This is a genomic window from Prevotella phocaeensis, assembly GCF_900065875.1.
Taxonomy (GTDB): Bacteria; Bacteroidota; Bacteroidia; order Bacteroidales; family Bacteroidaceae; genus Prevotella; species Prevotella phocaeensis.
In genome coordinates this window covers 69,292-83,152 of the sequence record NZ_LT160617.1, presented here as the reverse complement: position 1 = coordinate 83,152, position 13,861 = coordinate 69,292, and the positions used below count along the sequence as shown (strand labels likewise).

12 protein-coding genes are annotated in these 13,861 nt (G+C 47.6%); 3 read left to right on the top strand and 9 right to left on the bottom strand.

Features of this window, described 5'->3' with window-relative positions; all coding sequences use genetic code 11:
* Positions 1–239: 239 nt before the first annotated feature.
* From BN3912_RS01000 to glmM, 3 genes are all read left to right on the top strand, one after another.
* Positions 240–1,280, top strand: a complete 1,041-nt coding sequence (locus BN3912_RS01000) for a DHH family phosphoesterase (protein WP_036859952.1) — start codon at positions 240–242, stop codon at positions 1,278–1,280.
* Positions 1,281–1,391: 111 nt separating this feature from the next.
* On the top strand, positions 1,392–2,030 hold the full coding sequence (locus BN3912_RS00995) for a BamK family beta-barrel-assembly machinery protein (protein WP_023984926.1): 639 nt from the start codon (positions 1,392–1,394) through the stop codon (positions 2,028–2,030).
* A 30-nt stretch (positions 2,031–2,060) separates the two neighbouring features.
* Positions 2,061–3,446 carry a phosphoglucosamine mutase gene (gene glmM, locus BN3912_RS00990; RefSeq protein ID WP_023984927.1) on the top strand — a complete coding sequence of 462 codons (1,386 nt, stop codon included), beginning with the start codon at positions 2,061–2,063 and terminating at the stop codon, positions 3,444–3,446.
* 210 nt (positions 3,447–3,656) lie between these two features.
* Here the strand turns inward: glmM and BN3912_RS00985 are convergent, their stop codons facing one another.
* The 9 genes from BN3912_RS00985 to purD all read right to left on the bottom strand — a co-directional run bounded on the left by BN3912_RS00985 (position 3,657) and on the right by purD (position 13,659).
* Positions 3,657–3,923 (bottom strand): hypothetical protein, encoded by a 267-nt coding sequence (locus BN3912_RS00985; protein WP_023984928.1) that lies wholly within the window; start codon positions 3,921–3,923, stop codon positions 3,657–3,659.
* Positions 3,904–4,860 carry a tRNA epoxyqueuosine(34) reductase QueG gene (gene queG, locus BN3912_RS00980; protein WP_023984929.1) on the bottom strand — a complete coding sequence of 319 codons (957 nt, stop codon included), beginning with the start codon at positions 4,858–4,860 and terminating at the stop codon, positions 3,904–3,906. The genes BN3912_RS00985 and queG overlap by 20 nt, the downstream gene beginning before the upstream one ends.
* Complete coding sequence (locus tag BN3912_RS00975; protein WP_023984930.1) at positions 4,838–5,449, bottom strand: polysaccharide deacetylase family protein; 612 nt, start codon at positions 5,447–5,449, stop codon at positions 4,838–4,840. The genes queG and BN3912_RS00975 overlap by 23 nt, the downstream gene beginning before the upstream one ends.
* Before the next feature lie 14 nt (positions 5,450–5,463).
* Positions 5,464–8,793, bottom strand: a complete 3,330-nt coding sequence (locus BN3912_RS00970; RefSeq protein ID WP_023984931.1) for a protein O-mannosyl-transferase family — start codon at positions 8,791–8,793, stop codon at positions 5,464–5,466.
* A 600-nt stretch (positions 8,794–9,393) separates the two neighbouring features.
* Positions 9,394–10,173, bottom strand: coding sequence for a metal ABC transporter ATP-binding protein (locus BN3912_RS00965; RefSeq protein WP_023984932.1), 780 nt, complete (start codon positions 10,171–10,173; stop codon positions 9,394–9,396).
* A 3-nt stretch (positions 10,174–10,176) separates the two neighbouring features.
* Positions 10,177–11,010: a metal ABC transporter solute-binding protein, Zn/Mn family gene (locus BN3912_RS00960; RefSeq protein WP_004367958.1), complete on the bottom strand. Its 834-nt coding sequence runs from the start codon at positions 11,008–11,010 to the stop codon at positions 10,177–10,179.
* Between the two features lie 6 nt (positions 11,011–11,016).
* A complete protein-coding gene (locus BN3912_RS00955; RefSeq protein ID WP_004367959.1) occupies positions 11,017–11,460 on the bottom strand; it encodes a YqaA family protein in 444 nt (147 codons plus the stop codon).
* Positions 11,454–12,389, bottom strand: a complete 936-nt coding sequence (locus tag BN3912_RS00950) for a hypothetical protein (protein WP_023984933.1) — start codon at positions 12,387–12,389, stop codon at positions 11,454–11,456. Before BN3912_RS00950 ends, BN3912_RS00955 begins: the two co-directional genes overlap by 7 nt.
* Before the next feature lies 1 nt (position 12,390).
* The gene (gene purD / locus BN3912_RS00945) at positions 12,391–13,659 is read right to left on the bottom strand and encodes a phosphoribosylamine--glycine ligase (RefSeq protein WP_023984934.1); all 1,269 of its coding nucleotides are present in this window, start codon (positions 13,657–13,659) and stop codon (positions 12,391–12,393) included.
* Positions 13,660–13,861 lie beyond the last annotated feature (202 nt).

Below are 13,861 nucleotides of genomic sequence, written 5' to 3'. Positions count from 1 at the left end.
CTCCTAACCTTTCTAAAGGAGGGGAATGGGGATGAAAGGCGAGGGATTGGCGGTAGATGCTTGACGGTTATGCCGTAAAGACTTGGTTCGCCTAAGTTATTTATGTTTCTAAGATACGAGAGCCGAGGTGCGATTGTTTCCTTGGTAAAACTTAGGCAAGTCAAGAACAAGCGTTGTGGTTGTCGTTCCTTAATCCCTCCTTTCCCATCCCTATCCCCCCTGTTACCATTGCACATATTATGCAAATAGACATTCTAAATGAACAAGAACTGTGCTTACTTGTACAGCTTATAGCCGATGCACAGCGCATCGTGGTGTGTTGCCATAAAAGTCCGGATGGCGATGCCTTAGGTTCTTCGTTGGCTTGGACCGACTATCTGCGCACACAGCACGGCAAACAAGTAAGCTTAATGATACCGGATGCCTTTCCTGATTTCCTGAAATGGATGCCGAATACCGAGAAGGTAGTGCGTTTCGACAAGCATCCCGAGGCTTGTAAAGAGGCTTTTGCCAATGCTGATCTTGTGTTCTGTCTCGACTTCAATGCCACTTCGCGCGTAGATGACATGCAGCCTTTGCTCGACGGAACACCTGCCAAGCGGGTGATGATAGATCATCATCTGTCGCCGGATATGGATACCGTGCTTACTATATCGCACCCCGAAATGAGCAGTACATCGGAACTGATCTTCCGAATTATATGGCAGATGGGAGGTTTCGATACTATGACGAGCCAACAGGCCGTACCAATATATTGCGGAATGATGACGGATACCGGCGGTTTTACCTACAATTCGTCGCGTCCGGACATCTATTTTATTATCGGACAGCTACTGACTAAGGGTATCGACAAGGACAAAATCTACCGCAATGTGTACCATAATTACAGCTCATGGGCCATACGTTTGCGCGGTTATTTGATGAGTCAGAAGCTTAATGTGTTCGAAGAATTGCATTCGGCATACTTTACAATATCGCGAAAGGATATGTCTGACTTCCATTTCGTTAAGGGAGATGCTGAAGGTTTGGTAAATGAACCGCTGCAAATCAAGGGACTTAAACTCTCTATATCGTTGCGCGAAGACGATCGGAAGGATAATCTCGTATGGGTGAGTCTGCGTTCTGTAGACGATTTTCCCTGCAACAAAGTGGCACAGGAGTTCTTTAACGGAGGCGGGCACCTTAATGCCAGCGGCGGAAAACTGTACTGTTCGCTTGCCGAGGCAGAACAGATAGTGCGCCGAGCCATTATTCATTACGACGATATGTTGAGGCGGTAACTCCTATACGGCTGTGAAGAAAGAATAAAAAAATGAAATCGTAAGGCATACATATATAGTCTGTCGTCTTTTTTTCTTACCTTTGCGTAGCAATTTCATATTATGTAAACAATGAGAAAACTTAGCTATTTAGTGCTTTTTACAGCCGGTTTACTGCTGATAGCATCGTGCAGTCACAGGGAAACTTATGCCGATCAGAAGAAGAGGGAGCGCGAGGCAATCAGCCGATATATTACCAAACATAACATTAACATAATCTCGGAAGCCCAATTCGAAGCCGCCGGATTTAAGACAGATACGGCAAAGAACCAATATGTACTGTTCACCAGTTCGGGCGTTTATATGCAGATAATAAACGAAGGTTGCGGCAATAAGCTCAATAGCGGTGAGACCGCGACGGCTTTGTGCCGCTTTACAGAGCGCAATTTGCTTACTGATACGATTCAATTATCTAATAACATCCTGCGTTTTTCGTCTATTGTAGACAAGATGACCGTAAAGAATACTTACGGTACGTTTACCGCATCGTTCTTGAAGGGCAGTAGTCTGATGTACACGGCCTATAACAGCGCGAGCGTTCCCACGGGCTGGTTGGTGCCACTCACATACATAAAACTGGGCCGACCTGTTACGGCTACCGATCAAATAGCTAAGGTAAAACTCATCGTACCGCATACTTCAGGCCAGCGATATGCCACACAAGGCGTGTATCCATGCTCTTATGAACTAACTTATGAGCGCGGTCTGTAATGGCCATGCCCAAACTTAAATAATGATATTATGACGCTGATCAAGTCGATATCCGGCATCCGAGGAACGATAGGCGGGCATGCCGGCGACACTCTCAACCCCTTGGATATAGTGAAGTTTACGTCGGCATATGCCACATTTATACGTAAAAGCCGCGCTGAAGGGGCAACCAATAAGATCGTTGTGGGCCGTGATGCACGCATATCCGGTAGTATGGTGAAGAATATAGTATGCGGAACGCTCATGGGGATGGGCTATGATGTGGTGAATATCGGCCTTGCTACCACGCCTACAACCGAGCTCTCGGTGCGCATGACGGGTGCTGATGGAGGCATAATCATAACGGCCAGCCATAATCCGCGGCATTGGAATGCGTTGAAACTGCTCAACCATGAGGGCGAGTTTCTTACGGCTGACGATGGTAAAGAGGTGCTCGATGCGGCCGAGAAAGGGGATTTCGATTACGCAGATGTAGACCATATCGGTAGTTATACGGACGATAACTCGTTCAATCGCCGCCACATAGACAGCGTACTCGCATTGGATTTGGTAGATACGGAGGCCATCCGTAAGGCGCATTTCAAGGTTGTAGTCGACGCAATCAATAGTGTCGGCGGCATTATATTGCCCGAATTGCTCGATTCTTTGGCCGTTGAGTACAAGATTTTGAATGGTATACCCAACGGAGACTTTGCACATAACCCCGAACCATTGGCCAAAAACCTTGGCGGTATTATGGGTGAAATGGCGAAAGGCGGGTATGATCTCGGTATTGTAGTGGATCCCGATGTAGACCGTTTGGCATTTATATGCGAGGATGGCAATATGTTCGGCGAAGAATATACTTTGGTTTCGGTGGCCGATTATGTACTTTCGCATACGCCGGGCAATACGGTTTCGAACCTTAGTTCTACGAGAGCGTTGCGCGATATTACCGAGAAATACGGCGGAAAGTATGCTGCTGCTGCCGTTGGAGAGGTGAACGTGACCACGAAGATGAAAGAAGTAGGAGCGGTAATCGGCGGTGAAGGCAACGGTGGAGTAATCTATCCGGCCAGTCATTACGGACGTGATGCACTCGTAGGCATTGCTCTTTTCTTGAGTTCGTTGGCCCATAAAGGGTGCAAGGCAAGCGAATTGCGTGCCTCGTTCCCCAACTATTTCATTGCTAAAAACCGCATAGACCTGACACCGACCACCGATGTTGATGCCATATTAAATAAGGTGAAGGAGATGTACAGTAATGAACGTGTGACCGATATAGACGGTGTAAAGATAGATTTTGCCGATAAATGGGTGCATCTTCGTAAGAGCAATACCGAACCGATCATACGTGTATATAGCGAAGCCCCCACTATGGAAGCCGCCGATGCATTGGGTAAAACGCTTATGCAAGTGGTTTACGACATGCAATAAGCGGGCATCCGAGGCATACGTTATGCAGATAAAAGGCTGCCAAGAGCCGTGGCTGCCTGTAACGAGAAGGTTATCATCAGAAAGAAGGCGATAGAAAAATCAATGCCATTCTATCAATCTTTCTGATGATAACCTTATTTTTATAGATGATAAGAGATGGGTTTATTTGATTTAGACTGATAATCTAAGACTGATAGACGATAGGTTTGTTTAAGGTAGGATGCCCGACAACAGCAGACTGAAATTGCCTCTGTACTCTTCGACCATTATTTCGTGCAACGCTGTACCATTGCACCGTCGGAATATTTCGGTTGTACTGAAGTGGGGATATATCTCTTCTAAATGGTCGATCATGGCCATTTTTACGGCTTGGGGATTATCGGGATCGGCATTGGCTGCCGTGATTGTCTGCCACGCAAAGTCGTGGAAAAAGGCGTTAACCTTGTCTTTTATGTCTTTATGAGTGCTGTCGTTCATCCGTATATTCGTTGTCTGTTTCTTCTTGATGCTTGTTTGCAGCCTGAATATTGCGCATTAAACCAGCGTATTTTGCACGCTTTACCGCGCTTCCTTTGAATATCTGCCGGTATTCCTCCTCGCTAAGATTGTGCCAACGTTCCTTGGTCATGCCGAGCAGAGCCTCGTTGGGTTGCAGTTCGGGGGTGGTGTTAGGCGTAGCAAAACGGTTCCACGGACACGCCTGTTGGCATCTGTCGCAGCCGTAGATGGTATTTCCCATCTTGCAGGCAAAGGCATCTGTCAGCTCTCCGCGGTTCTCTATCGTCTGATAGGAGAGGCATTTCTCGGCGTCGAACTCCCTATCCGGCAGTATTGCTTGCGTAGGACAAGCGTCTATGCAGGCATGGCAACGGCCGCATTTCGATACTTGCGGGCGGTCGTATTCTAACTCCACATCGAGAAAGAGCTCGCCTAAAAAGAACATACTTCCTGCTTTCGGAATGATTAGCTGATGGTTTCGTCCGGTCCATCCCAAGCCTGCACGCTCGGCCCAATAGCGTTCCAGCACCGGTGCAGAGTCGCAGAAGGCGCGATAGTTTTCGAATCCGAAGATGGCGGCCAGCCGGTGTAGCTTTGCTTTTACGATGTCGTGATAGTCTTTTCCGAGCGCATAAGCGGCGAATTGATATTCACCTTCGGGCAGTGTTCGGGCAGGAGCGTAGTTCAAGGCTACGCATACGATAGATTTAACCTCGGGCATCAGCAGTCTCGGATCGAGCCTCTTGTCGGTGTAGTTGTTCATGTAAGCCATGCCGGCATAATCGCCTTGCGCTAACCAACGCATCACTTTCCGGGCCGTGACGTTATCTACAGGCTCGGCTTTTGCAATTCCACAAGCAGTAAAGCCGAGACCTATCGCCTCGGCTTTTATGCTATTCGAAAGTTCTGAACTCATAACCTTGCTCCTTTAACCACCTTATAGCTGCAGGAAGTGCATAGTGTAGCTTTTCTATACTCTTGAGAGAGTCGTGAAAGGTGATGATGGAACCGTTGCGAGCATAGCGCTTTACGTTGTTCAGAACGTCTTCTGCGGTCATCCATTTGGAGTAATCGCGGGTAACAAGGTCCCACATTACGATCTTATAACGCCGCTTCAACCACCAATATTCGCTGAACCTCATCACGCCATGCGGCGGTCGGAAGAGGTGACTATGTATCAGTTCGTTGGCTTTCTCGGTATTGATAACGTAGGTAATCGCCCAATGTTTGAACGCTCCAAGGTGATTGAACGTGTGATTTCCTACCTGATGACCGGCTTGTACGATACGGTTATACAGGTCATGATACCGGAGTACGTTCTCTCCGACCATGAAGAAGGTGGCTTTGATGCCGAACTCGTCGAGCGTATTTAGAATAAACGGCGTTGATTCAGGTATGGGACCGTCGTCGAACGTGAGGTAAACAGCACGCTCGTTTCGGTCCATTCTCCATATTGCACGCGGGTATAACCAGTGCAACCACTTAGCCGGTTGTTCGATAAACATACGCTATGTTTTCGCTATTGTTCGGGGAAAGTTCCGCCTTTGGCCTGATATTGCATGTACAGAGCATTGAGTTGTTTCGTCTGTCGTGCCGCTTCGTTCTTGCCGATCATCGGGGCTACGCTTGCAATTTGGTTCAATATCATGAGATGTTTCAGGCATTCGCTCTGCGAAATTGCGAAGTTTTGTCCCGACAGACTAAGGTACCACTCCACATACTGCACATTGTTGCGCCACATATCTTTGATGATTGAAGCTGCTTTTTGTCTGTTTCCCAGCAATACATAGGCACGTGCGAGGTCGAGACTGCCACTTATATATGAATGAGGTACATTGTATGTGGGAATTACCTGTTCAACCTTTTGCAGCGCTTTGAGTGCTTTATCCTTTTTGCCTTCTGCAAGTAAGTGCAGAACAAGCTGCCCGAAGAGCCGGCGATGCGTCTGACACATGCGCATAATCGTTTCGTCCAAGTAGAGTCCCCGTTTCTCCAGTCCGCCGTATTTATATCGGTTCATCAGGTTATTGTAGGTCTTTTCCGTATCAAAACTCCTCGTCCCATTGCCTTTGGTGGTAAAGGGAGTGATGCGATTGGCAAGACCTTCCTGCACAAAGTTGTCACCCAAGTTCATGTAATTATCTTCTCCAACGGTTGAAGCTATATAGAGCGGGCGCGTCCAATCGCACTGCGAAATCATTTCGAGTATCATCAGGTCGCCCTTATACAGTGTATTTTTACCTGCAAGAGATATCACCATCTTGTCGGGGATGGTATCTGAAGCCATCATCATACCGCTCTTTTTCACCGCTTCTTTGTCTATCTTCACGTACAAGGTATCGGTAGGAATGATGTGCATATCATTGTCTTTCGACCGTACCCAGTACTTCATGATGTTTTTCACCTCGAAAGGATCGTCGCCGAACTGCGCCTTTGCCTCTTTCGGATGTGTCTTGTAGTAATCGAGTATCTGCTGTTTGGCACGCGGTTCAACCTCTACAAATTCATTTGTTCCTAAGCAATAGTCGAGCCGAGACCACGAGATGGGAACGGAAGGTGAACTATATGCCGGCCTTCTCATTTGGTCTATGTACCAGTCTGTCTGCAAATAACTGAGGTTACATACGCGGGCATCGGTACGTACACCTTCCACTTCCTGATTATACCACAACGGGAAAGTATCGTTATCTCCGTTGGTGAAGATGATCGGATTGCCTTTGTCTTGCAGCGTCATGAGGTAGTTACGGCCGAAATCCCTACAGGTATAGCGCCCTGAACGGTCGTGATCGTCCCACGTTTGACTAGCCATTTGAATGGGAATCAGCAGACATAACAGCCCTACGACCGATGCCAATGCCACGTCGTTCGTACGGATACGGCGCTTAAGCAGGTCGATGATGGCCGCTACACCGATGCCGCACCATATTGCGAAGGCATAGAAAGAGCCCGCATATGCATAGTCTCGTTCGCGTGGTTGCATAGGAGTCTGGTTCAAATAGACAACGATAGCCAGTCCGGTCATAAAGAACAAGAAGAATACAACCCAGAACTGACGTATTCCGCGCTTACCTCTCCAAGCCTGCCAGAACATGCCTATCAGCCCAAGAAGCAACGGCAAGCAGTAGAACACATTATGTCCTTTGTTGTTTTTCAGTTCGTCCGGCAGCTTACTTTGGTCGCCCAATCGGGCGTTGTCTATAAACGGAATGCCGGTAATCCAATTGCCATGCTCCAATTCACCATTGCCCTGTATGTCGTTCTGCCTACCTGCAAAGTTCCACATAAAGTATCTCCAGTACATAAAGTTGCACTGATAAGAGAAGAAGAAACGCAGGTTATCGAACTGCGACGGAACTTTCACCGATACTATTTCCCCACAACGATCGTAAGGAACCTCGGTTCCGTTTACGCCGCCCAGTATATCTTCGTACGCTTGAGTATATTTCTTTTCGTACATTCTGGGGAATATCATGTTCTGAGCATATACATAATTGCTCTTATGATTTACCACAAAATAGGAGTCTTTCTCACCTTTACGGTTCTTCTCCTTACGACTGTAGACCGGTGCACCTTCTTTCAAACGCGGACGACACTTGTTTCCATCGATATCGAGTGCCACCTGCGACGTATACGCCGGGCCGTATAATAACGGACGGTCGCCGTATTGATCGCGGCTAAGATAGTTGCCTAAGGTGAATATATCCTCGGGTGAGTTCTGATCCATGGGCGGATTGGCCGACGAGCGGATTACTATAAGAGCATAACTCGAATAACCTATCATCAGCATAAGCATGCATAACAGTGCCGTGTTCTTAATTCTTGCACTGACAAGCGGTACGAGTTGCTTGCCGATTTTGCGATTATAATTGAGCACGAACCACAGAATGGCAAGCACAATGATACCGATGATCACTGCTGACCAGCCGTATCCGTAGAACGGGATGCCGAGCATAGCCACAGCAAGCAGGAACGATATGTTCTGCAGTTTGCCGTTACGATCGGTGTAACTCTCGTAAATAGCCCAGATAACCGCACCTACAAGAAGAACGATATATACGATTACGCCGGTATTGAACGGGCATCCGAGTACATTAACAAAGAACAGTTCGAACCATCCTCCTACGGTAATGATGCCCGGTATTACACCATAAAGCACGGCAGCCACAAGTACAAACGATACTGCCAAGGCGATGAGCGAGCCTTTGAGCTCGATGTCAGGGAACCTACGATAGCAGAATACGAGCACTATGGCCGGTATGCAAAGCAGATTAAGCAGGTGCACACCGATGCTAAGTCCCGTCATATACATAATCAGAACCAGCCAACGATCGCTATGGGGCTCATCGGCGTGGTCTTCCCATTTAAGGATCAACCAAAATACAATGGCCGTGAAAGCCGACGAATAGGCATAAACTTCGCCCTCAACTGCCGAAAACCAGAACGTATCACTAAAGGTGTAAATCAATGATCCTACCAGTCCACTCGCCTCAATTGCTATAAGTTTGCCCGTTGTAAGGCCATCCCAGTCCTTTAGGATTAGCTTTCGTGTGAGGTGGGTGACGCTCCAGAAGAGGAACAAGATAGTTGTAGCACTGAGAAGTGCACTCATTATGTTCACCATACGTGCCACCTGTGACGGATCGCTTGCCAACTGTGAGAATAAGTTGGCCGTTATCATGAAGAAAGGAGCACCGGGTGGGTGTCCTATTTCGAGCTTATAGCCGGTTGTAATGAACTCCGGACAGTCCCAAAAGCTGGCTGTAGGCTCGATGGTGCTACAATATACCACTGCTGCAACGAGAAATACGAGCCATCCCAGCACGTTGTCCACTAATTTGTACTGCTTCATTGATCAAAAACTTTCAATAAGTATCTATTTCGAAATATACTTGCAAAGGTAACGTAAATCGAAATAATAGCAAAAAAAATACAGTATGTTTTCAGTAGTTTAACGTGTTTTCGGCTATTTGCAGGTAAATTATGTATGGCAGACAGGGTATATTGGAATCTCCTCCGGCCCCTCCAAAGGAGAGGAATGCCTTGCAGAAGGCGGATGGATGTATTGGTACCTTGGCGAGTTAAGTACTTAGGATGGGAGTAGACCATACGTTTATTGAGCATAGACGCGCCGTCTGAGTCTGTTAAACATATCATCTTAAGCAGATAGACATGCTATTTGATAACGATACGCATAACACACTGTCAACCAATAGGTTGTGAATTGAGCGCAAACAGCATACCTTTTCCCTTGTCAAAGGGATGCGGAGAATGGCTTGTACGTAGCATAGAAATTCAATTTGTCCCCTCTCCGTCTCCCTTTAAAAAGGGGAGAAGTACGCTCATATTGCAACTCTCCTCCAATCAGAAAGACCGAGAGAAGCCGCCATACCGTCCAATTATCCGTCTTCCGCGAGGCACACCCCTCCTTTGGAGGGGCAGGGGGAGGTCCTTAAGCTTCTATTTTAGGAGGCTTGTCCTCATGCTCTCGCAGCTGTATGCGGGAGAGGGAACCATGACCGAGCATCTCTATAGGTCCGCCGAATTCCTCGGCTAAATGCTCCGGAGATAGCTCTGTGGTAGGGTGGTAGTGCAGTGTACGGTTTACGCACGCCACATCTTTCACGTTTTGGAGTATCGTACCGATGTCGTGGCTTACGATGATAATGGCGCAATGGCGGTTGAGCGTTTCGAGCATATCGTACATCTTCTCCTGAAAGCGCTGGTCTATGTAGGTGTTGGGCTCATCGAGTATGAGCACTTTAGGCTGCGAAACTACGGCACGGGCGAGTAATACACGCTGCAATTGTCCGCCGCTTAAGGCTCCTATAGGGCGTTTTGCCAAGTCTGCAAGTCCCATTCGTTCGAGTGTTGCGGTAGTTTTATCGCGCTGATATTTATTGAATGGTCGCAACAGAGGCTTTTCACTGCTCAGTCCGGAAAGCACTACATCATAAACAGAAATAGGAAACTTGCGGTCTATGTCGCTGTATTGAGGCAGATATCCCATGGTGATTTTGCTTACAGGGCGCCCTTTGTCGAAATAAGACACAGTGCCTACGGCAGGTTTCATTAGTCCCAATATTACACGCATGAGCGTAGTTTTACCGCCACCGTTCGGACCTATCACACCGAGAAAGTCGTTCTCGTAGACCGAGAGCGTGGCATTTTCGAGCACGTTTCTACCGTTGTAGCCCGCTGAAACTTGGTTAAGTTGTATGAGGGTGTACATAATTCACTTCAAAGATTGTGCTATTTTCACCATTTCTTTATCCCAATCGTAGCTCAAGGGATTAATTTCAACCTTCTCGGCTCCCGTACTTCGTGCCACGATATCGGTGTTGCGGCTGTCGAATTCGCGCTGTATGAATATGATCTTTACGTGGTTTTGCCGTGCCGTGTTGATAACCTGTTTCAGCTGTACGGCGCTCGGTTCGCGCCCATCTTCCTCGATCGATAGCTGTCGAAGGCCGTATTCTCGGGCAAAATAGGTAAGGGCAGGGTGATAGATAAGGAATGTAGTGCTTTTGTCCTTGGTGATTTCTTCGCGTATTTGGGTATCTACCGCCTCTATCTTGCCCATGAGCCGCTCCAAGTTCTTCTTGAAATACAAGCTGTCTTTACTGTCTATCTCCGCAAGAGCCTTGTAAATGTTGCGGGCTATGTACATGGCATTGGCGGTACTCATCCATGTATGCGGATCATGAGTGTACATAGAATTGTCCGAGGAGGTAATACCGTCTGAAGAGTTTATGATAATCGTGTGGGGTGCATTGGCTTCGAGGCGCTTCATCCATGTGCGTTCAAAGCCTATGTTCCCTACCTTTATATACAGATCACTGGCCGACAAATCCACCATCTGCCGTGCTGTAGGCTCGTAAGTTTCGGGGTTTCCGCCACGTGGAACCATGGTCTTTACCGTGAATTTGTCGCCTGCAATCTGCTCGGTAAAGTAGCGTAACGGTTCTATCGTAACTGTAATAATGCGCTTGTCGGAGGGTGAACCGCTGGTACAAGCCGCGATCAGCAGTGCCGTAAGCACTGTAAAAAAGCCTATGTTCTTATTCATTTCGATTTAAAATAATAATGTTGCCCCATAAATCAGCAGCACATAACGCAGCACTTTGCCGATGACGATGCTCGTAAGCGATATTGCTATGTTGGCTCGCATGAGCCCCAAGACGATCGTAATGGCACTTCCAAGTATCGGAACAAAGGCAAAGAAGCCCATCCAAGCGCCATGTCCCGCCATTAGACGTGTGGTCTGATCGAGTTTCTCCTTCTTTACGTGCATGTACTTTTCTATCCAATCCAGCCTTCCGAGGCGCCCTATCCCGTAATTGAACATAGATCCGGCCACGTTACCCACCGTTCCGTACACGATCAGGGGGGCAGGCTTGAGGCCCGCGGCAAGCAATCCAACCATCACAGCCTCACTGCTGAAGGGGAAAAAACTGCCTGCCAAGAACGCTGATATGAGCATTCCCCAATAGCCATAGTTGATGAGTAAGTCTACCATAGCATATGTAGATTAAGTGCGGTAAGTGCTAATATGAGTGCTGTGAGCACATAGAACGACAGGTTGGTGAGCCATGTATGGGTGAAAGTAATATAATGTGCCGCCAACGGAGCGACACTTACGATCAGCAGGGGCACAAGATATGCCGAATGCTGCGGCTGTATGGCGATAAAGAACAGGCCGCATACCGACATTGTGATGAGTGTTTCGTAAAGCAATCGCGTGCGTATTTTATCTTTGTAGATGGTGCGCAGGTAATGTATGCTGCCCGTTAAAACCACTAATACCATAAATGCAAAGACGGCAATAGGGTAGGTATGGTCGCTTCCTTGCAATATGAAAGGTGTGTCGAAGTGGGCTATAGCCGTGAAATGAGTTATCGTCAGCAGCGGTTTCCCTATGGTTATATTATAGCCTTCTATAAACCAATAAGGGGTTATCAGGCCGAGCAACGAGGCACAGAAAGTACGTATGCTCATGGCCATGATACGGGTTGTGAGCACAAGCCATAGTATAGGAACGAAGAAGAGTATCTGTATAAAAAAGACGCTTGCCAATCCGATGGCGACAAATGCCGTGAACACCTTGCCTGTAGCACGCTTGTCTTGGTAAGAACCGAACAATGCAAGATAGCAAACCGCGCCACTTAACTGCACAATGCCCACGGTGTAGTTGCGGAAGAGGTAGATACAGGCGGTGCTGAGCATAATAAACGAGCAGGATACCATACGGCTGTAAGTGCGCATGAGCGCGTTCTGATTATTCAGTTCGGCCATTATATAGGTGGTAAGAGCCAGCAATACCGTAGGCAGCCACATGCTGTGATCCCGATAGATGGCCGAAAACCACACCAAGGCAGCATATATAGCGGTGACAGGCAGTGCATATCGGCTTGTCGCTATTCTGTTTTGTACCCTCTTTTTTACCATTCTACAAGTCTTTTCCTATATCTCTGCGGAAGTATCTGTCCTTGAATTGTATCTTTTGGGCTTCGTTGAAACTCTTTTGCAGCGCCTCTTCCTTGATGTTGCCGTAGGAAGATACGGCGATTACCCTGCCCCCATTGGTCACAAGTTGCCCGTTTTTGAGTGCCGTACCGCTGTGGAATACGATCGATCCTTCTACCTTGTCGATGCCCGAAATGGGGTATCCTTTAACGTAGTTTTCGGGGTATCCGCCGCTTACGAGCATTATGCATACCGCCGAACGGGTATCTATATCCACGTTACATTGGCCGAGTGTGCCCGTTGCAACGCCTTCTAACAGGTCTACAATATCGCTCTTCAGGCGTAACATTACGCTTTCAGTCTCGGGATCTCCCATTCTACAGTTGTATTCTATTACGTTTGGCTCTCCTTCAACGTTGATCAATCCGAAGAAGATGAACCCCTTGTAATCGATATTCTCTTGGGCCAGCCCCTCTACAGTGGGCCTGATGATGCGTTCTTCTACCTTTTTCATCCATTCGGGTGTGGCAAACGGTACCGGTGTAATGCTGCCCATGCCGCCCGTGTTGAGCCCTGTATCGTGCTCGCCTATACGTTTGTAGTCTTTTGCTTCGGGCAAAATCTTGTAATGTTTGCCATCGGTAAGCACGAAAACCGAGCACTCTATACCTCTTAGAAACTCTTCTATCACTACAGTTGCCGATGCATTGCCGAACATTCCGCCCAACATATCTTGCAATTCTTGCTTGGCTTCTTGCAATGTAGGTACGATGAGCACCCCTTTTCCGGCGCACAGACCGTCGGCCTTGAGCACGTATGGCGGCCGTAGAGTGTCGAGAAAAGCCAGTCCTTCGGCAATATTAGCGCCGTTGAACGTACGGTATTTCGCCGTCGGAATGCCATGCCGCATCATAAAACCCTTGGCAAAATCCTTACTGCCTTCGAGTGTAGCTCCTTTTTTCGAAGGCCCTATCACCGGTATATGGCCCGTCCGGCTGTCGTTCTTGAACTCATCGTAGATGCCATTTACCAAGGGATCTTCCGGTCCCACTACCACCATGTCGATATTGTTGGCAAGAGTAAACTCTTTGAGTCGGTCGAATTCATTTGTTCCGATATTCACATTCTGCCCGATTTCGGCCGTTCCGGCGTTGCCCGGCGCTATGAATAGTTTGTCTACCCGTTTGCTCTGTGCAATCTTCCATGCCAGAGCATGCTCTCTGCCTCCGCTACCTAACAGTAATATTTTCATGTTTTTGTGGATTGAAGAATTATCTGTGTACAAAGTTAATGATAAACCCTGTAAAAATAGAAATATTTTACAATTATTGTATGTTTTACACCTAATGGAAAAGGGGTGATGGCGTAAGGATGAGCGACTTACGATATCGGTGCGATAGACCTATGGCATAACCGCGATAGGGCTACGGTTTATCGGGTATAGGAGGTATGTT